At 42.0% G+C, this 23,742-nt stretch carries 23 protein-coding genes and 1 pseudogene; 16 read left to right on the forward strand and 8 right to left on the reverse strand.

The window, feature by feature from the left end:
• Positions 1 to 174: 174 nt before the first annotated feature.
• Positions 175 to 1,146: a phosphate acetyltransferase gene (gene pta / locus ACEWFH_RS02655; RefSeq protein WP_473725994.1), complete on the forward strand. Its 972-nt coding sequence runs from the start codon at positions 175 to 177 to the stop codon at positions 1,144 to 1,146.
• 175 nt (positions 1,147 to 1,321) lie between these two features.
• On the opposite strand, the gene lipL is transcribed toward pta, so the two are convergent.
• On the reverse strand, positions 1,322 to 2,155 hold the full coding sequence (gene lipL / locus ACEWFH_RS02660; RefSeq protein WP_473725995.1) for an octanoyl-[GcvH]:protein N-octanoyltransferase: 834 nt from the start codon (positions 2,153 to 2,155) through the stop codon (positions 1,322 to 1,324).
• A complete protein-coding gene (locus ACEWFH_RS02665) occupies positions 2,155 to 2,955 on the reverse strand; it encodes a class I SAM-dependent methyltransferase (RefSeq protein WP_473725996.1) in 801 nt (266 codons plus the stop codon). Before ACEWFH_RS02665 ends, lipL begins: the two co-directional genes overlap by 1 nt.
• A gap of 315 nt (positions 2,956 to 3,270) precedes the next feature.
• Between ACEWFH_RS02665 and ACEWFH_RS02670 the strand changes: the two genes are divergently transcribed.
• Together ACEWFH_RS02670 and ACEWFH_RS02675 are read left to right on the forward strand one after the other, a co-directional pair.
• Positions 3,271 to 4,554, forward strand: coding sequence for an HD domain-containing protein (locus ACEWFH_RS02670; RefSeq protein ID WP_473725997.1), 1,284 nt, complete (start codon positions 3,271 to 3,273; stop codon positions 4,552 to 4,554).
• 158 nt (positions 4,555 to 4,712) lie between these two features.
• Positions 4,713 to 5,216: a YwgA family protein gene (locus tag ACEWFH_RS02675; RefSeq protein ID WP_473725998.1), complete on the forward strand. Its 504-nt coding sequence runs from the start codon at positions 4,713 to 4,715 to the stop codon at positions 5,214 to 5,216.
• A gap of 54 nt (positions 5,217 to 5,270) precedes the next feature.
• Here the strand turns inward: ACEWFH_RS02675 and ACEWFH_RS02680 are convergent, their stop codons facing one another.
• The gene (locus ACEWFH_RS02680; protein ID WP_473725999.1) at positions 5,271 to 5,480 is read right to left on the reverse strand and encodes a hypothetical protein; all 210 of its coding nucleotides are present in this window, start codon (positions 5,478 to 5,480) and stop codon (positions 5,271 to 5,273) included.
• Between the two features lie 109 nt (positions 5,481 to 5,589).
• Here ACEWFH_RS02680 and ACEWFH_RS02685 point away from each other — a divergent pair, with 109 nt between their 5' ends.
• A complete protein-coding gene (locus ACEWFH_RS02685) occupies positions 5,590 to 6,030 on the forward strand; it encodes an immunoglobulin-like domain-containing protein (RefSeq protein WP_473726000.1) in 441 nt (146 codons plus the stop codon).
• Between the two features lie 17 nt (positions 6,031 to 6,047).
• Here the strand turns inward: ACEWFH_RS02685 and ACEWFH_RS02690 are convergent, their stop codons facing one another.
• Both ACEWFH_RS02690 and ACEWFH_RS02695 read right to left on the reverse strand, forming a co-directional pair.
• Entirely contained in the window at positions 6,048 to 6,230 is a 183-nt protein-coding gene (locus tag ACEWFH_RS02690; protein WP_473726001.1) for a hypothetical protein, read from the reverse strand.
• A 79-nt stretch (positions 6,231 to 6,309) separates the two neighbouring features.
• Positions 6,310 to 7,626, reverse strand: a complete 1,317-nt coding sequence (locus tag ACEWFH_RS02695) for an NCS2 family permease (RefSeq protein ID WP_289493991.1) — start codon at positions 7,624 to 7,626, stop codon at positions 6,310 to 6,312.
• A 161-nt stretch (positions 7,627 to 7,787) separates the two neighbouring features.
• Here ACEWFH_RS02695 and ACEWFH_RS02700 point away from each other — a divergent pair, with 161 nt between their 5' ends.
• Positions 7,788 to 8,330, forward strand: a complete 543-nt coding sequence (locus tag ACEWFH_RS02700; protein WP_473726002.1) for a YwhD family protein — start codon at positions 7,788 to 7,790, stop codon at positions 8,328 to 8,330.
• A gap of 391 nt (positions 8,331 to 8,721) precedes the next feature.
• On the opposite strand, the gene ACEWFH_RS02705 is transcribed toward ACEWFH_RS02700, so the two are convergent.
• Entirely contained in the window at positions 8,722 to 10,791 is a 2,070-nt protein-coding gene (locus tag ACEWFH_RS02705) for a transglycosylase domain-containing protein (RefSeq protein ID WP_473726003.1), read from the reverse strand.
• Between the two features lie 118 nt (positions 10,792 to 10,909).
• Here ACEWFH_RS02705 and ACEWFH_RS02710 point away from each other — a divergent pair, with 118 nt between their 5' ends.
• The 4 genes from ACEWFH_RS02710 (at position 10,910) to speB (ending at position 16,003) form a co-directional block, all read left to right on the forward strand.
• Positions 10,910 to 12,196 (forward strand): amidohydrolase, encoded by a 1,287-nt coding sequence (locus ACEWFH_RS02710; protein ID WP_473726004.1) that lies wholly within the window; start codon positions 10,910 to 10,912, stop codon positions 12,194 to 12,196.
• A gap of 228 nt (positions 12,197 to 12,424) precedes the next feature.
• Positions 12,425 to 13,267 carry an alpha/beta fold macrolide esterase gene (gene mle / locus ACEWFH_RS02715; RefSeq protein ID WP_473726005.1) on the forward strand — a complete coding sequence of 281 codons (843 nt, stop codon included), beginning with the start codon at positions 12,425 to 12,427 and terminating at the stop codon, positions 13,265 to 13,267.
• A 950-nt stretch (positions 13,268 to 14,217) separates the two neighbouring features.
• Complete coding sequence (gene speE, locus ACEWFH_RS02720) at positions 14,218 to 15,048, forward strand: polyamine aminopropyltransferase (protein WP_473726006.1); 831 nt, start codon at positions 14,218 to 14,220, stop codon at positions 15,046 to 15,048.
• Between the two features lie 82 nt (positions 15,049 to 15,130).
• The gene (gene speB, locus ACEWFH_RS02725; RefSeq protein WP_066244630.1) at positions 15,131 to 16,003 is read left to right on the forward strand and encodes an agmatinase; all 873 of its coding nucleotides are present in this window, start codon (positions 15,131 to 15,133) and stop codon (positions 16,001 to 16,003) included.
• A 281-nt stretch (positions 16,004 to 16,284) separates the two neighbouring features.
• On the opposite strand, the gene ACEWFH_RS02730 is transcribed toward speB, so the two are convergent.
• The gene (locus ACEWFH_RS02730; protein ID WP_473726007.1) at positions 16,285 to 16,908 is read right to left on the reverse strand and encodes an AmiS/UreI family transporter; all 624 of its coding nucleotides are present in this window, start codon (positions 16,906 to 16,908) and stop codon (positions 16,285 to 16,287) included.
• A gap of 230 nt (positions 16,909 to 17,138) precedes the next feature.
• On the opposite strand from ACEWFH_RS02730, the gene ACEWFH_RS02735 reads away from it, so the two are divergent.
• The 5 genes from ACEWFH_RS02735 (at position 17,139) to ACEWFH_RS02755 (ending at position 19,905) form a co-directional block, all read left to right on the forward strand.
• Complete coding sequence (locus ACEWFH_RS02735) at positions 17,139 to 18,062, forward strand: PAS domain-containing protein (RefSeq protein WP_473726008.1); 924 nt, start codon at positions 17,139 to 17,141, stop codon at positions 18,060 to 18,062.
• Positions 18,011 to 18,304, forward strand: coding sequence for a PAS domain-containing protein (locus ACEWFH_RS02740; protein WP_473726009.1), 294 nt, complete (start codon positions 18,011 to 18,013; stop codon positions 18,302 to 18,304). Before ACEWFH_RS02735 ends, ACEWFH_RS02740 begins: the two co-directional genes overlap by 52 nt.
• On the forward strand, positions 18,226 to 18,888 hold the full coding sequence (locus tag ACEWFH_RS02745; RefSeq protein WP_473726010.1) for an ATP-binding protein: 663 nt from the start codon (positions 18,226 to 18,228) through the stop codon (positions 18,886 to 18,888). Before ACEWFH_RS02740 ends, ACEWFH_RS02745 begins: the two co-directional genes overlap by 79 nt.
• A 163-nt stretch (positions 18,889 to 19,051) precedes the next feature.
• Positions 19,052 to 19,243, forward strand: coding sequence for a hypothetical protein (locus ACEWFH_RS02750; protein ID WP_473726011.1), 192 nt, complete (start codon positions 19,052 to 19,054; stop codon positions 19,241 to 19,243).
• 50 nt (positions 19,244 to 19,293) lie between these two features.
• Positions 19,294 to 19,905, forward strand: coding sequence for an STAS domain-containing protein (locus ACEWFH_RS02755; protein ID WP_473726012.1), 612 nt, complete (start codon positions 19,294 to 19,296; stop codon positions 19,903 to 19,905).
• 223 nt (positions 19,906 to 20,128) lie between these two features.
• Here ACEWFH_RS02755 and ACEWFH_RS02760 read toward each other — a convergent pair whose 3' ends face one another.
• Positions 20,129 to 21,145, reverse strand: coding sequence for an NADP-dependent oxidoreductase (locus ACEWFH_RS02760; RefSeq protein WP_473726013.1), 1,017 nt, complete (start codon positions 21,143 to 21,145; stop codon positions 20,129 to 20,131).
• A gap of 216 nt (positions 21,146 to 21,361) precedes the next feature.
• Here ACEWFH_RS02760 and ACEWFH_RS02765 point away from each other — a divergent pair, with 216 nt between their 5' ends.
• Both ACEWFH_RS02765 and argS read left to right on the forward strand, forming a co-directional pair.
• Positions 21,362 to 21,802: a YwiB family protein gene (locus ACEWFH_RS02765; protein ID WP_394604491.1), complete on the forward strand. Its 441-nt coding sequence runs from the start codon at positions 21,362 to 21,364 to the stop codon at positions 21,800 to 21,802.
• A pseudogene (gene argS, locus ACEWFH_RS02770) lies at positions 21,799 to 23,466 on the forward strand (arginine--tRNA ligase). The gene ACEWFH_RS02765 and the pseudogene argS overlap by 4 nt, the downstream one beginning before the upstream one ends.
• The last annotated feature ends 276 nt before the right edge of the window (positions 23,467 to 23,742 follow it).

Below are 23,742 nucleotides of genomic sequence, written 5' to 3' on the forward strand. Positions count from 1 at the left end.
AAAAGATTCATCTTTGAAAAAATAAATTAACAGCCGTTGAAAAATTCGAAATATAAGAACTTCTTCTATCAAGCGCTTACAACTGTATGGGTAGGTTTAAAAGGTATAAAAAAGGAGTAACCTAATAGGGAGTGCAAAAAAGTAGAGTTTGTTTGGAAAAGAGGAGGCAAAATCATGAGTGATCTTTTTATAGATTTAAAAAACAAAGTTCAATCAGCAAATCCGGTGATCGTTTTTCCTGAAGGAACAGATGAAAGAATTCTAGAAGCGGCTAGCCGTCTAGCTTCTGAAAAAGTATTACAGCCTATTTTAGTAGGAAACCTTGCTGACGTGACTGCGAAAGCACAAGCAGGAGGCTTTTCACTAGATGGTGTGGAAGTGCTGAACCCTGCTGAATACGAAGAGTTCGATGCATTAGTTGATGCACTAGTTGAACGCCGTAAGGGTAAAACAACGGAAGAACAAGCTCGCAAAATCTTATTAGACGAAAACTACTTCGGAACGATGCTTGTTTACACGGGGAAAGCTCACGGACTTGTAAGTGGTGCAGCACATTCTACAGCTGACACCGTTCGTCCGGCGCTTCAAATCATTAAAACAAAAGAAGGCGTGAAGAAAACATCTGGTGCGTTCATCATGGTTCGCGGTGACGAAAAATATGTGTTCGCTGACTGCGCGATCAACATTTCACCTAACAGCCAAGACTTAGCGGAATCTGCGATGGTTTCTGCTGAAACGGCTCGCGTTTTCGGAATTGACCCGAAAGTAGCGCTTCTTTCATTCTCTACAAAAGGATCTGCGGTTTCACCAGAGACGGAAAAAGTGGTAGAAGCATTGGAAGTTCTAAAAGGAATGAACCCAGACTTTCCGTATGACGGAGAGCTTCAGTTCGACGCAGCATTCGTCCCATCTGTTGCAGCGAAAAAAGCACCAGAATCACCAATCAAAGGGGAAGCGAACGTATTTATCTTCCCAAGCCTTGAAACAGGAAACATCGGGTACAAAATGGTTCAACGCCTAGGCGGTTTTGAAGCAATCGGACCAATCCTTCAAGGGTTGAACATGCCTGTTAACGATCTTTCTCGCGGATGTAATGCAGAAGACGTGTATAAATTAGCGTTGATTACAGCGATGCAATCACTGTAAGTTCATAATTTAGGAAAAGCCAGCTCACATGCAGCTGGCTTTTTTGTATGGATTTTGAAGGCTGATCGTCTTCTGTTAAAGATAAAAAATAAGGCTTATCACATAAAAATACCCCTTCATCACATAATTATGATTTTCAGCTCTTATCATGTAAACCTCAAAAAGACACCATCACCTACAGTGACAGTGCCTTCTCGTTCCGATCCCACATTCGTTTTATGTTTTCTGGAAGCAGCTCGCTTTCCTCCACCGACAGCTGACCGCTGTAAAAAAGTTCGCTATTTTTGTGCAGCACACGAAGTAAAGAGGCGTGAACATCAGGCACAGTCACTGGATGTCCAAGCAGTTCCGCTAAACTTGCCATAACATCAGGCTCAATCACCGGATACTGGAACTTTGTCTCCTCACCAGCCAACCCGCGCTTATAAAACTCTCCGATCAACGCCGCACGCTCTGAACCGCTGCCGTCCACGCATAGGTAGATCTGTACAGCGACACCGCCGCGCATACGCCGCTGGGAGATTCCTGCAAACTTTTTCCCGCCGATACTTAGATCATAACTTCCCGGGCAATAAGAACCTACGATCTCATACGCTTCGAACACTGCATCATAAGGCGCAAGCAGCTCTTCAACTAGTGCCGTCATCGTGTCGTACCCTTGATTGATGTCGATTGTGCCTTCTTTTTCAGGAAGGATCAGTGAGATGTTCAACACGCCGCTATCAAGCACCACGGCAAGCCCGCCGGAATTCCTCACAATTACGCGATAACCCCGAGACTCTAGAAAATCAATACCTTCCTTCAGGTGAGGCAGACGTGTATCTTGTATGCCGAGAACGATTGTGTCATGGTGAACCCATGTGCGAGCTGTTGCAGGTGAATTACCGCTTCCGATCGACGTACAAAGTGTATCATCGGTCGCAAAAGACTGCCGCGCATCAAACGACGGGCCGAGTCCAGACTGGTCGATCAGCCTCCAAACCGGCTGACTCAGTAAATGATCGATCATTACAATTTCTCCGCCACAATAATAAAGGATTTTGGAATGCCGCGGTCGAGTTCATCTGGGTGTGGTTCTTCAACGAGCTGTTTGATCCAGAGTCCTGCCGATCCGATCGCTGTAACGATCTCGCCGAGTGTCCATTGGCGGATCTGTACTTGGAACGGTGCACGTTCTTCTGATGTTGCGTACTGCAGCTCAGGCAAGAATTTAGAATACGCCACATCTGTCGTTACGAGTTCTTCGCTAAAATAATCCCCCGAAACTTTATGCTTTCGTACTGATTGGCTTTTGCCTTGAGATTCTATGAGTTTTGTAGAAACAGGGTGGAAGTCTTGCAGAATAAGTGTTCCGCCCTTCTTCAAAAGACCTGCCACTACAGCAAAGTATTCGTTCAGATCAGCAAAATAGTGAAGAATGCCATTTTCCATAAACGCCATATCATAATCTGCGGTCATTTCAGACTCTGGCAAATTCAGAATATCCTCTACCACATAGCGGACATCAACGTTCGCCGCCATAGCCAGTTCACGCGCATATGCCGCGTTCGATTCTGAAATATCAATCACGGTAACATTTCCTCCAAGCAATGAAAGCGCAACTGCTTTACTGCCATGAGAACCTAAGAGATTCACCACTTTTTTGCCCGAGACATCGCCAATGTACTGATCCAATGGCTGAAGCCGGCGTTTTGGATCTTTTGTGATACGTGAAACTGCTTTTTCCGGCGCGCCAAAGCGGTTTATCCAAGCTGTATAAGAGCTGGTGCTCCATGCTTGTCCGTTTCTAATTCTACGTTCTTGATCCATGATTTGTTCCTCCTGCAATCTATATAAAATCTATCATTTCCGTATTAAGCCTTATCTAGTATAACTCAAATCAGAAGGGTAAGAAAATGGTGAATGCCAGGTATCTTTTGCCGATATAAATGAAGACGGGCTAGAAAAAAATAGTGGTTGTTTTCAAAGTTATGAACACGATACAATAGGGTATATTCTATTAAATACAACACGACTTTTTGTACAGAAAATACCTTCTCGACGTGATGATTGAGGAAGGGATTTTTCTTTTTTACGAGAACTCTTACCTATAAATGCTGTAGAGAAGGAGCAGGGAAAAATTCAATGGCTAAACCATTAGGAAAGCTGCACGAAGAGAAAGTGTTTAAAGACCCGGTGCATCGATATATTCATGTGCGTGATGAGCTGATCTGGCGTCTGATCGGCACTCGCGAGTTTCAAAGACTGCGAAGAATTCGGCAGCTTGGAACGACATACTTAACATTTCATGGAGCAGAACATAGCCGTTTTAGCCATTCTCTTGGTGTTTATGAGATTACGAGGCGGATTATTGATATTTTTCAAGAAAAACAAACGTGGGATCCCGAGCAGCGTCTGCTCGTTCTATCCGCGGCCCTTTTACATGATGTCGGACACGGTCCTTTTTCACATTCATTCGAAAAAGTGTTTGGGGTCGATCATGAGGAGTTCAGCAGAGATATTATACTAGGAGATACAGAAGTTCATCATGTCCTTTTACAAATGGGAGATGACTTTCCGAAGCAGGTTGCAGAAGTGATTGCGAAAACTCACAGAGATAAACTGATCGTCAGCTTGATCTCTAGCCAGATTGATGCAGATAGAATGGATTATCTTTTACGAGATGCATATTTTACAGGGGTAAGCTACGGCAACTTTGATATTGAGCGAATTCTCCGTGTAATGCGCCCGACTGAAGAGGGCGTTGTAATTAAATCGAGCGGAATGCATGCGGTTGAAGACTATATTATGAGCCGCTATCAAATGTACTGGCAAGTGTATTTTCATCCTGTAACGCGCAGTGCTGAAGTGATTTTAAGTAAAATTCTTCACCGAGCGAAGGAACTGTATGAAACAGGGTATACATTCAAGAGAGAGCTCTCTCACTTTAAAACGTTGTTTGAAGGCAATGTTTCTCTTCACGATTATATATCGCTTGATGAAGGTGTTATTCATTATTACTTCCAAGGCTGGATGGAAGAAGAGGATGCTATTCTTAGCGATCTATGTCAGCGGTTTATTGATCGGAAATTATTTAAATATACCGAAATGGTCTCGTTTACGGATGGGCATCTGCTGTCGGGCTATTTTACAGAAGCAGGCATCAATCCAAAATATTATTTAGTAGTAGATTCATCTTCAGATCTGCCATACGATTTTTACCGTCCTGGTGAAAAAGAAGAGCGTCTGCCAATCAACCTGTTGAAGCCAAACGGCGATATTCGTGAGCTATCCAGAGAATCCGATGTTGTTGAAGCGATTTCAGGGAAACGCCGTACGGATCATAAGTTGTATTTCCCGCTTGATTTAATTGAAGCGATTGAGGATGAAACGCTTAAAAGTAAAATTAAAGAGATTTTAAATAGATAGAAATTCTTTAAAATTAATGGACATAAGTAGTGAGATTTTTGGGTGCTCACCTTAGAAAGCGATCACCTGGAACGTAAATCATCTGCTTACAAAAGCAATCACGAATACTACAAAAATAAATTAGATAGAACGAAAAAGGATGTTAGGGGGAACGTACTGTGTTTGAGGATCATTTAAAGGTAGTAACCTTGATTCAAGAAGCTGGGGAAGTGGTTGGCCGGAAAAAGCTTCAAAAGATGGTGTATATCGCAAAAAAGCTGAATTTTCCTTTTCAAGAAAAGTATCAATTTCACTTTTATGGCCCATATTCTGAGGAGTTAACGTTAAAAATTGAAGAGCTCTGCAACATGGGATACATACATGAGGTAAAAGAAAAGGTGAGCGGTTATTCGCAGTACCGGTATGCTGTGAATGAAGAGGGACAAAAGCTTCTCTCCACATATGGTGCTGAAATTCAACAGCTAGGGAATTGTGTCCGCTCAATGAATGAGCAGTCATCACGTTTTCTGGAGCTTGTTTCAACTGTTATGTACTTTGAAAAGCTTGAGCAAGATGAGATCAAAGAAAAGGTCCAGACCGTTAAAGCGAAACAAAAGTACACAGAAGAAGAGATGGATGAAGCTTTTGCATATATCAACTCATTAAAAAGCCAAGTGCAATAAAAATAAACCTGTTTGAGGGCGTCAGTTTGTGCAGCCTAAGAACAGGTTTTTTGTTTACCATTTAAATTGAAGCGGATGACCGTAATTGTAAAGGCCATAAAAATAGATAAACCCAATAAACACACAAAAGGGAACGATAATAGCAAGCAGTGTAGTAATAAAACCTTTTACAACACTCTTGTCATATAGGCGAGTTGCGTAATAACCAATTCCAAATCCTAAAAATAATAGCGATAAAATGAAAGCAGCAAGCCAAATCTTCATGCGAGCACCCCTTTTTATCAGCATATCCACCGCATTCTCCGAATAAACGACAGTTTATCTGAAACTTTTTCTTTTTCTTGCGACTAATAAGGTAAAGGAGGGCTTAGTGATGAAAAACATGAAGCTGATTTTAATGGCATGTCTGCTCGTTCTCCTTGCCGCTTGTGGCTCTAAACCTGCGCCAGAAGAGGACAAACAGAACGGAGCACCTCAAGTTGAGAACGAGATACCGGCTGAAAAAGCGGGATTAGAAGCAGAAGTGGCACTTGAAGAGAGCAGTGACGAAGCAAAATTCACGTTAAGTAATTCATCCGATAAAGAAGCTGGAACAGGAACCGTTTATGTGTTAGAAAAATGGACAGATGGTAAATGGGAGAAAGTAAATAACAATCAAATGTTTACCGAGCAGATGATCATGGTGAAAGCAGGAGAAAACTACGATCAAGTCATTGATTTGAAGGATCAAGAGGCAGGGACATATCGAGTGTCAAAAGATTTCTTCTTAGATGAAAAGAAAGAAAAGGTGGCAGTTGTTTTTGATAAGAAATAAGAAAAGACCGGACAGCCCTAAATTGTAAGGGTTGGCCGGTCTTTTTGTGTATGAAAGATAATGTCACATTCATTGAAGTCCTGAAAGGGTTGATTTCCGTTCCAGGCTGCTCGCTTTCCGCGGGGCAGGCGGTGAGCCACATTCGTACGTTTCACTCTTAAGTGTCTCACCTGCCCACCTGTCCCGCAGGAGTCTCGCACCTTTCACTCCAATCAACTTGGCAATGAAGCTGCTTCTCAAACCCTCAAATTCATTCTTTATTAATCTCAGGTGAAAAAATTAGTGAGGTAAAAACGCTAACTGGTAGAAGAACAATACCGCAAAGAGATAGACTAAGAACGGAACTTCGCGGTATTTACCTTTTACCACTTTTAAGATCGGATACGAAATGAATCCTAGTGCGATACCTGTAGCGATAGAAGATGTTAGCGGCATCGTTAATATGATTAAGAACGCCGGGAACGCTTCATCAAGCTCATTCCAGTTGATCTTGCTAAGAGATCCGAGCATCAAGCTTCCAACGATAATAAGTGTTGGAGCAGTGATGGCTGCTAGCCCTGAAATGGCACTTACGAGCGGTGCAAAGAATGCAGCCGCAATAAATAGAATAGCAACGACAACTGACGTTAAACCAGAACGACCGCCTGCCGCAACACCTGAAGAAGATTCGATGTAAGCACTCGTTGGGCTCGTACCAAATGCTGCACCAACTGTAGTTGCAACTGAATCAGCGAGAAGTGCTTGGCGTGCACGAGGCATCTTCTTGCCTTTCATGAGACCAGCTTGTTCAGCGACACCAACCATCGTTCCTGTTGTATCAAAGATGGTTACGAGCAAGAATGAAAATACGACAGCATATAATCCATATTGGAACACATCAGAAAACGCGGTGATTGGATCACCAAAGATAAATAGTTCTGATGGCAGGTTTGGAACAGACATAATTTTGTCTTCGAACTTCAGTTGTTCCGTGTAATAGGCAATAGCACCTGTTGCAATCATTCCGAAGAATAATGCGCCGTTCACGTTTAGTGCCATTAAAATAAGTGTGATGGCAAGTCCAGCAAGTGCCAACAGCACAGTTGGTGAGTGCAGGTCACCGAGACCTACTAAGTTCTCTGGATGAGCGACAATGATTCCAGTAAGACGCATACCGATAAAAGCAATAAATAGTCCAATACCAGCTGTAATTCCGTGCTTTAAGTTTGCTGGAATCGATTCGATCAATTTTTCTCGAAACGGTGTTAACGATAAGATCACAAAAAGGATACCCGCAACGAAAACAGCACCGAACGCAATACGGTAGTCTATGTTGGGGTTGTTTCCAACGACCGAAAACGCGAAATACGCATTAAGCCCCATACCCGGAGCGATGGCGATCGGATAGTTAGCGAGAAGTGCCATCCATAATGTCCCGACAACCGTGGCGATGATCGTTGCCATAAACACCGTGTCAAAAGGAACACCTGCGGAATGTAAAATAATCGGGTTAACTACAACGATGTAAACCATCGTTAAGAAGGTAGTAATACCCGCTAAAATTTCTGTTTTAATGGTTGTACCAAGTTCTTTTAGTTTAAAAAAGGATGAAAGCATGTGTTTGAACCTCCAAAATACGAACTATTTATAAGTACATGTTATATAATATTCGTTTTTAGGGGATTATTCAACAGTTATCTTTAAAGTTTCCATCTGAGAGTTTTTTATGTTTTGTGATACAATACGTGGTAACAATGAATGGTAGAGGAGCTGGAAGCATGAAAGATTTTTTCAATTCCAATGATAACGCCAAAGACGGCGATAAAAAGAAAAAAGGGATGGGCTTTACCATCATTAGCGGTGATTCCACGGATGGACATGGTGGTTATGGTGTAGGAAGTTTGACGCTCGATCACGTAACACCTGTTATCGTAGACGTTGAAGAGTCAATCGCTTATATCGACATGGGAGCGATGCACGCAAGAAGTGATGTGGAAAAGCGCATTAAGTTTACACCGAATCGTGAAGATACACCAAATCCAAGGCTGTATTGGCTCGTTTGGGTAACGATCAACCGTGGTGCTGAAGGTCCCTATTACTTCGGTCTAACGGCTTGCGAGATGCAAGTGGACGTTGAAGCTCGACGAGGCTATAAAAGTTTGCCAGAACACGTGAACCGCATGGATAAATCCATGAAGGGTAAAGTGATCGTCGAAGATATGGATGTAAATGCGCGCCGAGTGCTCGGAAACTTCCTTAAAGAACATGATGAAGAGATGTTTAAACGTTCTAGTGACGAAATTAAGTCATTAGTGGAATAAATATGGCAAAGTTATGAACCTTTTTTGAACATTTTTCAAATAACTTGTGACAAGAAAGCACTTCCATTAGAATGTAGATAGCATTGTACACACAATGTTTCTAGGACAATAAAGTGCCCGGGGCTCCTGTAGTAGAGCTCCGGGCATTTTATTTTGTGCTGGTTACTGGGGGATTGAGCAACGATTTATGTGAGTTAGTTAAATGAGAAAGTAGAAACGTCGCGAAAGCTGTCGACTCGCCGATATGTAGTGAAAACTCGCCGGATAACTCACAAAACTCGCCGTATTAATGTTATTTCTCGCTGAATTATTGTGAGAATTTCAGGAATAACTGGTTTAGTTCAACAAAAAAACCTGCCAGCGTACATCTGACAGGGGCTACATCACAGCATCAAACATCACCAAGAAAAATCCGCTTGAAATAGCCCTTTTTCTCCTGCTTTTGCTCCACTTTTTCTTTTATTTCACTCGATACTCCGTGTTCATCACAAAACTCGATAGGTTCAGTTCCTTTTTCATAATACGAGATGCGCGTTACTGGGCAGCTTTCGGTAGCTAGCTTGCCGTTTTGCGGGTTGATCGTTACCGCTGTTACCCCTTCTGGCTGTTGGAACGATAAGATCTGTTTATTTTTCAATGCACCTTCCATAAAATACGCCCAGATACGCTTCGAATAGCCAGTATCGTTCACATCATGCAATTCTTCGTTGTTATCGTACCCAACCCAAACCCCTGTAACGAGCTGTGGTGCATACCCGACCATCCAGCTGTCGTTTGGTGTGGAGCCCGATTTTCCAGCCATCGGCCGCGTAAGGTAATGGTTGATGCTAGACCCCGTTACACTTGTGTAGTCGTTCAGCTTCTCATCAAACGTTCCTGCCAAGAGATCGGTCATCACAAATGCTTTGTTTTCATCAATGACTTGTTCGCTTTCGTACTTATGCTCATAAAGCACTTCACCTTTAGAGTCGGTGATCTTTGTAATGAAAACAGGTTCTACCTTTTTCCCGCCGTTCGCAAAAACACCGTATGCGTTTGTCAGTTCTAAAACACCGACGGCCTTAGAACCGAGGGCAAGTGAAGGAATGCCGGCAAGTTCACTCTTTATGCCAAACTTCTTAGCTGTTTTCACCAGTTTATCCGGTCCTAAATAAAGGTTCGTTTTTACGGCATAAATATTATCTGAAAGAGCGAGCGCCTGTGCCATCGTTATAAAATCGTTGGCATAGCGGTTCTTAAAGTTCTTCGGTTTATAGTCCCCAACACCGTCTCCCATCGCGAATGTGGTACGCTCTGACTTGATTGGAGTGGATGCGGTATATCCATGCTCAAGTGCGGTGTAATATAAAAACGGCTTGAACGTCGAACCTGGTGCCCGTTTCGCTTGAAGCGCTCGGTTGAACGAACTCTCCTCAAAGTCACGACCGCCAACAAGTGCTTTTACATCACCGCTACGCGGATCCATCGATACTAACGCGGTCTGAATAGAGCTGTTATCGATGATTCGGTTTTCAATCGTATGTTCAGCCACTTCTTGCATGTGTGGATCAAGTGTTGTGTAGATGCGAAGCCCGCCGAACTGTATAGAGTTTGTATTCACGTTCAGTTCCTTTTTTAAAGCACGCATGACAGCGTCCTGAAAATAAGGTGCGACCGTTGCGATTTCTTCGTCTTCCTCACGAACGTATATTAATTTATCGGATGCAGCCCTCTTTACTGCTGCTTTCTTGATCGTACCGTCTTCAGCCATTGAGCTTAAGATGATGCCTTGTCTTTTCTTAGCGTTTTCTTCGTGTAGAATCGGTGAATAGTAGCTAGGACCTTTTGGAATTCCTGCGAGCATGCTGGCTTCACTTAGAGAGAGTTCTTCTGCATTTTTTCCAAAATAATAACGTGAAGCAGACTGGATGCCGTAAGAACCGTGACCATAATAGATCGTGTTCAAATAACCTTCTAAAATCTCATCCTTTGAATAACTCATTTCAAGGCGCAGTGTGTAAAACGCTTCTTGAAACTTTCTGCGCCACGTTTTTTCATGTGTTAGAAAAAGGTTGCGGGCATACTGCTGGGTAATCGTACTCGCTCCTTGAACTTTCGCGCCGGCTTTAATGTCAGCAAGTAGAGCTCCAGCAATCCTCTTCATATCAAATCCGTTATGTTTATAAAAACTTTTATCTTCAATTGAGATGGTGGCATTAATGACATTTTTATCGATTTTTTCAAGCGGAACCCAATATCGATTCTGCCCTCCGTTATTGATTTCACCCATCTTCGAACCGTCAGCGGCGTACATGATGGTTGTTTGCGGAACGAGCAACGCGGGCGGACCCATGAGTTTAGCAAGAAGTAACAATCCGATAAATGATAGCGCAAAGCTCCCTGAGGCAATAATTCCCCATTTTTTAATCCAGCGTATTTTCTGCTGTTTCGTCGCTTCTTTATAAATCTGCCAAAACTTCATAATCCGCCCTCCTTAAAAACTCTCATTTTCTTATCTAGTATGGTGAAAAAAGACGGTCCTTAAACGTGGAATGGGAATGAAATGCTATAATGGCAGTGAGACAGAGGAGGTTCGGAATATGCTTATACAAAACATTCAATATCTGACGGTAAGAGATGATGGGAAATGGATTGTCAACAATGGCGACATCCTTATAAAAGACAATAAAATTGATTCAATAGGAAACGTTGAATGGGATGAAGCAGTTGAGAAGCTTGACGGAAAAGGAATGCTTGCACTGCCCGGCCTCGTAAACGGGCATCAGCATACACCGATGTCGTTGTTGCGTTGTTATAGTGATGATGTGACACTGATGACATGGCTGAATAAAAAGATGCTTCCGCTTGAAATGAAGATGAACGATGAAGATCGTTATTGGGGAGCACTTCTTTCCATGGCGGAAATGATCAAGAGTGGAACAACGTCATACGCCGATATGTACATAGGCATCGATACGATTGGAGAAGCGGCTGTGGAATCTGGGATTCGTTCCGTTATAGCTCGTGGACTTATCGCGATGGATTCAGATTATGAAGGCCGGTTGAAGGAAGCAAGAGATGTTGTTGACCGCTGGCACGGAAAAGGAAACGGCCGGATAACAACGATGATTGCACCGCACTCACCATATATGTGCCCGCCTGATTTTCTGAAAGCAGCAGTCAATCTATCAAAGGAAAAAGATGTTTCTTTGCACATTCATCTGGCTGAGACGAAAGATGAAGAGCGCATGATTTCAGAAAAATATGGGATGAGACCAGTTGAATATTTAGAGCAAGCGGGTGTGTTCGAGCGTCCGGTATTGCTCGCGCATGGTGTTCATTTTAACGATACAGATTATGAGACGTTGAAAACGGTGCAGGGCGGCATCATTCATAACCCTGTGAGCAACGCCAAGCTCGGTTGCGGAATCAGTGATGTGAAGCGTTTGATGGATTCAGGCATAAAAGTAGGGGTAGGAACGGATGGTCCAGCGAGTGCTAGTTCACTGGATCTGTTTTGGGAGATGAAAGCGGCAAGCTGGTTCCAAAAATTGAAGTACGAAGAGGCGGCTGTATTGAGTGCGCATGATGTTTTGACGATGGCGACACAGAACGGAGCCGACATACTTGGGATCGGGGATGATGTCGGATCGTTAACTGTCGGGAAAAAGGCCGATCTCTTATTGATGGACATGAACAAGCTTCATCTGACACCGAGCCATGAACCGGCAAACTTGCTCGTCTATTCTGCAACTGGGCAGGACGTTGATACGGTGATCATCGATGGCAAGATTGTGATGCGCGGCCGTGAGTTGAAGACGATCGATGAAGAAAAAGTGATGGCGAACGCGAAAGAACGAACGAAGAAACTATTAGAACGATTATAGGAAGAAGAGTGTCTTGAAATGAGGCACTTTTTATTCGTGGTTAAATGTCAGAAAATTATGTTAAAATAAAGAAGGTGAAAAAATTTAATAAAGGAGGCCGACACGTCATGATCATTAAATGGATCAAGCATCGATAATGACAAGTGCAGGCCATGATGACTCCGTTGAGTGGTATTGATCTGCGCTTTTACACAAGGCGAAAAAATAAAATCACGGAGGAAACAAAAGATGAAACAACAACTATTACAAACAAATCAGGTGGGTATTCATACAGAAAGCTTCGGTAACCCTAGCAATCCAGCTGTTCTACTTATCATGGGGGCGATGTCTTCGCTCGATTGGTGGGATGAAGAATTTTGTGATCGAATAGCAGCAGAGGGTAGATACGTGATTCGGTATGATCACCGCGATCTCGGTCAATCAGTCGTCTATGAACCTGGAACTTCCAATTATACGATTACGGATTTGGCTGATGATGCGATTGGAATTCTAGATGCTTATTCTATTAAAAAAGCGCACATTATGGGAATGTCTCTAGGAGGAATGATCGGACAGATTATGGCGATTAAACATCCTGAACGTTTACAGAGCTTGACCATTCTTGCGTCTAGTGTCTTCGGATCAGAGCAAGCTGAGCTACCTCAGATGGATCAGAAAATATTAGATTATCATGGGAAAAGTACTTCGATTGATTGGTCTGACCAAGTGGCCTCCATTGCTTATTTAGCAGAGGGGTGGGCAGTGCTTTCAGGATCGAAGCCTTTTGAAAAGAAAAGAATGTACGCCTTAGCAGAAAAAGAATATACGCGCGCCAAACAGATTCAAAGCCGCTTTAATTATATTTTTCTAGGTGGCGGTGAAGAGTATTTAGATCGCATGAGTGAAATTGGGATTCCCACGATAATTCTTCACGGGACGGAAGATCCAGCGCTTCCGTTCGAACACGGCCAAGCGCTTGCGAGAGCGATCCCGCATGCAGAACTTGTTACCCTCGAAGGATCGGGGCATGAGCTGCATACAGAGGATTGGGATACCATTATTGATTCGATCTTAAAAAATAGTAGTAAATAAGAGAAGCAGCCATGAGCGGGTAAACCGTTTGTGGCTTTTTTATTGCAAGCGAAAAAGATCAGTGAGTTGATAGCTATTTGTTAGGAGTAAGGGTATAGAGTTGGATGATGGGAGTCGAATTTTGTCAACTCGCCGTTATATAGGCAAAACTCGCTGGAATAAAGCTAAAACTCGCGGAATAAATTCAACAATTTCAGGAAATATGGCTTCAATTTCTTGAATTAGAGTCGTTAATAACTGGATAGGTATAAGTGTGACTTCCTAAAAAGAGCAGTATTGGCATAATTTTCGTTTCAATTTCGAGTATTTTTAGTTCGCGTAAATAAAATCGAGAAAGCAAACAAAGAAAAGGGTAGCTATTCATAAGTTTTAAGCATGTTTTAACAAAAATCTATTATAAAGAAATCGCCCGTGCATGAGACACGGACGAGTTGGGCGCCAGAAGGGACACACGAGTCGGTAAAGCGAGGCCGGATTTTCTGAGACGAAAAGCCGGTGCTTTTACACGTGTGACAGAGGCCTATTTATTTTTAGACGTAAGGACAGTAACGATAAGCGAGCTGAAAGCGACCGCGAACATCAACGCCTCAAAGATCGTCAGAGGCATCACCCCCTTAACTGTAAGCTGCAAAATCAGCTAGATGTCCAGCTTCAGTTTAAAAAAGGAATGCGCCGACCGTCTGTCCTTCTGAACGCTATCTTCATTATATCACTTAATTAATCAGAATAGTCTGCTAAAAGAAACGGGGTATTTGTCCTATTTTTAATAAAGAAAGATTTGGGAAACATGAATGTGGTGTGGATATGGAGTGGGTATTTGCATTTGACGCACATTCTTACAAAATTTGAATTGGAATCTTAGGTCCTGGAATGCTATAATCATTTTGTTTGTAAAAAGTTGAAACAACGATGCCTGGCATTTCAAAATATATAGTAGGAGTGAGACCAACATGAGTATTTGGTTTACTGAAAAACAAACGGAAAATTTCGGAATTACGATGAAAATTAACAAAACGTACGTATCTGAGCAAACAGAATTTCAAAAGCTAGATATGGTAGAAACAGAAGAGTTCGGAAACATGCTGATCCTTGATGGCATGGTTATGACAACGCAAAAAGACGAATTCGTTTACCACGAGATGGTAGCACACGTACCTCTTTTCACGCACCCTAACCCGAAACACGTTCTAGTTGTAGGTGGAGGAGACGGCGGAGTAATCCGTGAAGTGCTGAAGCACCCATCTGTTGAAAAAGCAGTACTTGTTGAGATCGATGGAAAAGTAATTGAGTATTCTAAACAATACTTGCCTGAAATCGCTGGAGACTTAGAGAACCCGCGCGTTGAAGTAAAAGTAGATGACGGATTCATGCACATCGCAACAAGCGAAAACGAGTACGATGTAATCATGGTTGACTCAACTGAGCCAGTTGGACCAGCTGCTAAGCTTTTTGAAAAAGGTTTCTATGAAGGAATCTCTAAAGCTTTAAAAGATGACGGAATCTTTGTAGCACAAACCGACAATCCATGGTTCACGCCTGAGTTGATCTCTCAAGTGTTCAGTGACGTTAGTGAGATCTTCCCGATCACGCGTCTTTACACAGCGAACATCCCAACTTACCCAAGCGGACTTTGGACGTTCACGATTGGATCTAAGAAACACGATCCATTAGAAGTTCCTGCTGATCGTTTCCACGACATTGAAACAAAATATTGGACACCACAACTTCACACAGCTGCGTTCGCGTTGCCGAAGTTCGTTAGTGACTTGATTAAAAAATAAATATAAAAAATGGGGGCTGTCAAAAGTGAGTTGTACCTTACTTTCGGGACGGCCCCGTATTTTACATAAGGAGTGTAAAAACATGCGTTTTGATGAAGCTTATTCTGGAAATGTATTTATTTTAAGTAAGCCTGATTATAAAACAGCCGATGCCGTTCTTTATGGAATGCCGATGGACTGGACGGTTTCATTCCGACCAGGAAGCCGTTTCGGCCCTGCTCGTATTCGTGAGGCATCTCTTGGTCTTGAAGAGTACAGCCCGTACATGGACAAGCATCTTGAAGAAGTGAACTATTTTGATGCAGGTGATATTCCTTTGCCGTTTGGAAATCCGCAGCGTTCACTAGATATGATTGAAGAGTATGTTTCAACGCTACTCGCTGACAACAAATTTCCGCTTGGAATGGGTGGAGAGCATCTTGTAACTTGGCCAGTTTTTAAAGCGTTAAAGCAAAAATATGATGACTATGTAGTGATTCATATTGATGCACACGCTGACCTTCGCGAGCAATATGAAGGTGAAGTGCTTTCTCACTCTACACCGATCCGTAAAGTGTGTGATCTGATCGGAGCAGAAAACGTTTATTCATTCGGTATCCGTTCTGGTATGCGTGAAGAGTTCGAATTTGCAAAAACGAGCGGCATGCACATGTACAAGTTCGATGTGGCAGAACCTTTAAAAGAAGTTCTTCCAACATTAAAAGGCCGCAATGTATATGTGACGATCGATATCGATGTGCTAGATCCATCTGCAGCTCCAGGAACAGGAACAGCAGAAGCGGGTGGAATCACTTCTAAAGAGCTTCTTGAAGCGATTCAGTTGATCGCGAAAGCGGACATCAACGTGATTGGTGCAGACCTAGTAGAAGTAGCACCAATCTATGACCACTCAGAACAAACACCGATCGCAGCAAGCAAGTTCCTTCGTGAAATTTTGCTAGGCTGGGTAAAATAATTTTGGAAAAACCCTGTTTGAAGGCTGTAGTTTGCAGCCTTCAAACAGGGGTTTTTATTGGTGTGGATGTCGTTCTATGTCGAATGGCCTTTATTTTTTAATTTAGACTTAATTGGTATCGATTTAGACTTAATTTTTTCTGGAGAGACTTAATTGACCTCCATTTAGGCTTAATTTCTCTTCCAAACGACTTAATTGCCATCCTTCGCGTCCTCACAACTCAAACAGCAGAGCCCAACACATAAGAAAACCGGCCTCGAAACCATCGAGACCGGCAATAACTAAGCTAATTCTTCTACTAATTTTTCTTTTTTAACCGATTTAACGAACAAAATAGCTTCCACGACAAAATAAACCATTGATCCGACACATACATACGTCCAGATCTCTTGCAGCTTTGCGATCTGCCACATATCGAGAAGCATGAATAGAGAAGGCAGCGTTAACGTTACCCATGACTGAACAAAAGCGACTCTTCCGATGTACGCTTCGTATGGTTTTTTAAGCGCTGAAGATAAGAAGAACAAAAACCATAGAAACGCCCACATCAGCCAAGTCAAAGCATTAACCACATCGTTCTCTTGAACATAAAAAACGAGTGCATAAACGATCGCCATCATCGCAACCCACAATGAATACCACCCAAGGCCGCTTGAATCAAAGCCTTTTAAAATCGTTACCCCTAAATAGAGGTAGGTGAATCCGAACAAGAAAACGGCTCCGTTATTGAACATGGACCAGTTAGATCCATCAGATATAATGATCAAATAGATCGGAGTGATCACTTGCAATAAACCGACTAATATATTAAAAAACGCGACACTTTTTTCTTCTGCTTTACCTAGCAGCATCAAGCTGTTTAGAAATAAAGCTCCACCTGAAAATAGTAATCCGATAGCACCCATAGTAATTCCCTCATCACTTTTAATTAATATTTTTACAAATCACACAGAAGTCAGACCTCTTACATTAATCAAATATAGTAAATTCCTATGTGTAAAGCAATGGAAACTTAAAGAAAAATAGTAAGTTGGAACTGACTTAAACCGTTTTCCGCTGGATTTGTCGAATTTTGTTATATTGTTCAGACTTTTTTGCTATAGTTACAGTAGAGAATTAGAGGGATAAAGGCGGGATGAATGTAATGACAGCGATTTCAAAAAGTTTGAGGCATGTTCAAAATTTTATAGATCAGCTTTCTGACGCTGTATTACTTGTTGCGTCTAATGAGGAGATAACAGCTGTAAATAAGCACTTTCTGAATCTTACAGAACAAGCAGAATTCACAGCTGCAGGAAAAAATATTGATGAGGTCCTTTTACGCCATGAGAACGGAAGTGAAGGAACACTTCTAGCTGTAAATGGTCTAATAAACGTTACAGTTAGTGAGGGCTTGTTTCCGGTTCATGAAGAATTTTACCGCTATTATATCGTGAAAGAACAGCATGCAGTCGTACATTCTTGTCAGGAACCTCTTTTGAAAACGTTAATGAACATTGTTCCGGATTTTATTGGGATTAAAGACGGGGAAGGCAGATTTATTTTTGCAAACGAGTTTGTAGGTGAACTTTTTGAGATGCCTGGCTTTGATTTCACCGGAAAAAATGATGCTGATTTAGCAGAGATCACACCATTCTTCCGTGATGTATTTCAATATTGTATCGAGACAGATGAACAAGTGTGGCAGGCGAAAGAAATCGTAAGGTGCGAAGAGTTCGTACCTGCACGTGATGGCAGCACACGATTTTTTGACGTATACAAAATTCCTGTTTTTCATCCAGATGGGTCGCGTAAGAACTTGCTTGTATTTGGGCGGGAGATAACGGAAAAGATTGAGTCCCGGATGCTTTTAGAAGAAAGTGAAGCGAGATACAGACTTCTTGCTGAAAACGCGATGGACATGATCACAACGCACAAGGTGGATGGGACGTTTACGTACGTTTCACCTGCGTCTTATGCGTTATTAGGAAAAAACCCGAAGATATTCTTGGAGATACAGGTTACGGGATGCTTCACCCTGATGATGAAGAGATATCAAGAAAAGCACATGACGAATTGATTCAAGGACCTTGCACAAAAACGGTTCCTTTTCGACTTCAGCATAAAGACGGTCATTACATTTGGCTGGAAACGTCGTGTAAAAGTATTACAGATGACACTGGAAAAGTGGTCGAGATCATTGGGGTTACCCGTGACATTTCAGAAAGAAAAAATCAGAAGATATGCTTCGTCAGTCAGACAAGCTTTCCATTGTCGGACAGCTGGCGGCTTCTGTGGCGCATGAAATTAGGAATCCGCTAACTTCCCTTAAAGGGTTTGTTCAGTTTTTACAAGAAAGCAAACAGCTCGACCCATCCAACTATTACAACATTATGGATAAAGAACTTAACAGGATCGATCAGATTATGGGACAGTTGTTATTACTTGCAAAACCACAAGTGAGAACGTATAAAAAGATTTGCTTAAAAGAGATCGTTGAATTTGTTAAATCCCTCCTGCAACCTGAAGCAATCGTTCAAAACATACAGTTCAAAACGGAGATGTCGGAGAGTTTGCCATTGATCCATGCCGAAGAAAACGAACTGAAGCAAGTGTTGATCAATCTTTTGAAAAATGCGATCGATTCGATGGCAAATGGCGGAGAGATTACAATACGTGGAGAAGTGGTAGACGGAAATATTTATGTGTCTGTAAAAGATCAAGGCTGTGGAATTCCGGCAGAGCGTATTCATAAAATGTGTGAGCCTTTTTATACGACAAAAGAAAAAGGCACGGGTCTCGGACTAATGGTCAGTTCAAAAATCATGAAAGAACATAAAGGGAAACTTCATTTTAATAGCATAGAAGGTAAAGGAACGACTGTCTCTATGATCTTACCTCTTTAATTGTTTGAGCTGGCTCTGTCATGGAATCAGCTTATTTTCGTATTGAAAATTTATAACACAGAAGTATTTATCTCTTTTATTTTTACAATATCCAAAATTTACTACATAAAAATGATATACTTGTCTCAAATAAGAAATGCTCTTATTTATAGGAGGGGATATTATGACTGATGAGTACGAAAATGAGATTACGAATTATTATTCGTTAAAGTCTGTTTCCCGCAAAATGTTCGACTTAATTAGCAAACAACTGAATGTCAAAACTACATATGTAACAAGGAAGGGGAAAAGGGCGATTACGGTCCTAAGCTCTTTTAATGAAGAAGAGAAATTATTACAGAGGGTTACAGTGTAGAATATGGAGAAACGTATTGCCGTTTAATCATTATGAACGAAGGCAGTACGATGCATACAAGAAACTTAATGACCGATGCAAGAACACGAGAGTTAGAGGTAACAGGTCAACTGAAAATCAAAGGTTTCTTAGGTGTAACACTAAAAGATTTAAAAGGGAATGTCTTTGGCACTCTTTGCGTGATGGATCGAAAGGAAAGAGAGTTTTCGCAAGATGATGTAAACTATCTTCACTCGATAGCGGGGATACTGTCACACATCATCGAACTCGATGAAACGAAACATCATATGGGATTCTTAAGTGTTCCGATCATCCCGCTGACAGAAGGAGTATCCATTCTTTCCTTGCAAGGCATTGTAGATGAAGTCCGTTCAGAACAAATCATAAGTGATGTTCTTCATAATGCGGCAGAAGGTGAAATTCATTTCTTTATTATTGATTTATCCAAACTTTATGTTCAGGATAACCGTTTTCCAAAAGTGCTGTTTTCTTTGATCAACGCTCTTCATTTGATGGGAGTAGAAACGATCATAACGGGAGTGTCTCCTGCATTTGCTCATGAGCAAGTATATCATTTCGATTTGACGAACGTGAAAACGAAGTATGTAAATAACATTCAATCTGCACTGGATTATATTGGCTATCATTTAGTAGAAAAATAATTTAGGGGGACTGGCTTTCAATTTTGGGGAGTTGGTCTTTTTTGATTTTTTGTCGGTTTTTGTAAACTCGCCGGATTATAACTGTTTCTCGCCGTATTATGTTCCGTATTTCTTGAATTGTTTACAGTTGTAACTCGCCATCTTCATTAAAAGAGGCTTTTCACTAGTTCAGAGTGAAAAGCCACATAATTTACAGGGTTTTTTAGGTTCTCTTTAAAGAATCCTACACATTCTCCGGGTCAGCCACTTTTACAAGCTGTTTCCCAGTGTTTTCACCAGAAAACAGACCTAAGAACGCATCAATCGTTTTCTCGAAGCCGTCCACGATGTTTTCGCTGTAAGAAAGCTTGCCCTCTTTTAGCCATTTCGCAAGTTCGATTGCTCCTTCTTCAAAATGAGCCGCATAATCGCTCACGATAAAGCCTTTCATCAATGCGCTGTTGATTAGCAACTGACTTTGCATGCGTGGACCAACATCCGCTTTTTCAAGATTATAAAGTGCGATTTGTCCACAGACTGGAATGCGTGCGCCTTTGTTGATTAAAGCGAGTACGCTGTCTGAGATCTCGCCGCCAACATTATCAAAATATACATCAACGCCATCCGGGCATGCAGCTTTTAATGCTTTATACACGTTCTCGGTCTTATAATTGATTGCTGCGTCAAAGCCTAATTCATCTTTCAAATAAGAAATTTTTTCATCTGAACCAGCGATTCCGACTACACGCGCACCTTTAATCTTGGCGATCTGGCCAACGATTGTTCCAACTGCACCAGCGGCACCACTTACAACAACAGTTTCACCTTCTTGCGGATTTCCGATATCGAGCAATCCGAAATAGGCGGTTAAACCTGTCATTCCAAGAACACCGAGGTTTGCTGTTAACGGCGCAATAGAAGGATCAAGCTTTCGTACTTCAGCATCGCTCGCGACATTGTATTTTTGCCAGCCAAGGTTTCCGATTACAAAATCACCTTCAGCCAGTTCTCCTGAGCGAGATTCCACAACTTGTCCAACAACGCCTCCAGAGATTGCTTCATTTAATTCAAAAGGAGGTACGTAGGACTTGCGGTCACTCATGCGTCCTCTCATGTAAGGGTCCACAGAAAGATAGATGGTCTTCAGAAGTACCTGATCATTTTCAAGCGCAGGGATCGATGCTTCCTCGTAACGGAAGTCGCTTTTTTGCGGAGTTCCCTTTGGACGATTCACCAATAAGATCTTTTCGTTTTTCATCATAATCCTCCTCAACTAATTTCATCTTCTTCAATGTATAATAAGTCATTACGGTACCTCATTCCAAATCATCCACTCACGAAAACGTGTTTTTAGGCTAATTTTACCTATTAGACCCACGATTTTTTAAAAAGACACCCATAAGGTTGAACGAGAGTAGTGAAATCTTTTATAATAGGTAAGTTAAAGAGGTACACCAAAAAAGGAAGTGTTGTTCGCATGGATCAAGATACGGAATTGTCTGTTGCGCTTACGATAAGTTCAGAAGTTCATTTTAGCGGTGAGAAGGAAAAACATTACACCGAGACAGAAGGTAAGCTTTATAAAAGAGGAGACGTTACTTATCTTCAGTACAAGGAAGAGATAGAAGGTGCAGGTTCTGTCAATAATGTGATTAAGATTACGCACGCTGGAATTCTGATTATCCGCTCAGGCAGTGTATCTATGAAACAGAAATATTTAATCGGCCAGACAACGAAAGGCATGTACGATAGCCCATATGGCCAGCTTTGGATGGAAACGACCACACATGAAATGAATTTCCGATGGAATCAGCAAAATCAGACGGGTGATCTGAAGCTCGCGTACGAGCTGGTTCTGCAGGGTGAACATACAGGAACACATCGAATCAAGATTAATTTTCAGGAGGCAAAAGCATGAATATCCTTGACCAGGTCAAGCATCTGTTAAAAGAAGAGATTGAAGAAGCGGTCGTAAAAGCAGGACTTGCGAAAAAAGAAGAACTGCCGGCAGTCGTTCTTGAAGTGCCGAAAGATAAAGCGAATGGTGACTTCGCTACAAACATGGCGATGCAGTTAGCGCGTATCGCGAAAAAGCACCTCGTATGATCGCTGACGATTTAGTAGCGAATTTTGATAAAAGTAAAGCATCGATTGCAAAGGTTGAGATTGCAGGTCCTGGATTCATCAACTTTTATATGGACAACTCTTACTTAACGGAGCTTGTACCGACTGTTTTAAAAGCAGGCAAGGATTATGGGCGTACTGAGCACGGAAACGGCAAGAAGGTTCAAGTAGAGTTCGTATCTGCGAACCCGACTGGCACCCTTCACTTAGGACATGCCCGTGGTGCGGCTGTTGGTGATACGATCTGCAATATCCTGGATTATGCTGGATATAATGTTTCTCGCGAGTTCTACATCAATGATGCTGGAAATCAAATTAACAACTTAGCTACGTCGATCGAAGCGCGCTACTTCCAAGCATTAGGCAAGGATAAAGATATGCCTGAAGATGGTTATCACGGCGCTGATATTATTCAGTTCGGTAAAGACCTGGCTGAAGAATACGGTGATTCTTGGTTGGAAAAAGAAGAAAGCGAACGCGTTAGCTTTTTCCGTGAATACGGTCTTACTCGTGAATTAGAAAAGCTTAAAGAAGATTTGGCTGAATTCCGCGTGGATTTTGATGTGTGGTTCTCTGAAACTTCTCTTTATAAAAACGGTAAAATTGATGCTGCGCTAGAGAAGTTAAAAGCGAAAGGCGTTGTTTATGAAGAAGAGGAGCAACATGGTTCCGTACAACAGACTACGATGATGACAAGAACCGTGTACTGATTAAGAATGACGGCTCCTACACGTACTTAACACCGGATATCGCGTATCACAACGACAAGTTTGAGCGTGGCTTTGAAAAGCTGATCAACATTTGGGGAGCAGACCACCACGGCTACATTCCTCGTATGAAGGCAGCGATTCAGGCGCTCGGTTATGATAAAGAACAACTGGACGTAATGATTATTCAGCTTGTTTCACTTTTCCAAAATGGAGAAAAAGTTCGTATGAGTAAGCGTACAGGTAAAGCTGTTACGCTTCGTGAACTGATGGAAGAAGTGGGCATCGACGCAACTCGTTATTTCTTCGCGATGCGTTCAAACGATACTCACCTTGATTTTGACATGGATTTAGCCGTTTCTAAATCGAACGAAAATCCTGTGTTTTACGTACAATACGCACACGCGCGCGTATGCAGCATGCTTCGCCAAGGAGAAGAGATGGGTCTTTCTTACGACGGGGACGTAGATTTAAAACAGATTGATTCTGAAAAAGAGTTTGAGCTGTTGAAGAAGATCGGGAATTCCCGGCCGTTATTAATGAAGCGGCTGAAAAACTTCTAACACACCGCGTGACGAACTATGTATTTGAGCTCGCTTCTGCTCTTCATAGCTTCTATAACGCTGAGCGTGTACTGGATCCTGAAAATAAAGAAAAATCAGAAGCTCGTTTTGCTTTAATGAAGGCAACTCAAGTGACGATCGAGAATGCACTGAACATCGTTGGCGTAGAAGCGCCAGAACGTATGTAATAGAGAGATAAAGTAGGGAAAACCTGTCTGCGGACAGGTTTTTTCTTTTTGGGGTGAGGGCTTGGAAGTGGTTTACGAGCGATTCTAGAGGTTTACGAGCGATTCTAGAGATTTAAGAGCGATTCCAGAAGTTTATGAGCGATTCTTGAGATTTACGATCTATTTGAGCAATCTGCCATTCAGCAGAGGTTCGCGAGCTTAGACGAATGACATAAAAGGAATTCCTTACCTTTTCTTGAATTCTAATAATGCACATTATTGCTCAGGAGGTTACAC

The sequence above is a fragment of the Fictibacillus sp. EA-CB0309 genome, assembly GCF_055814265.1.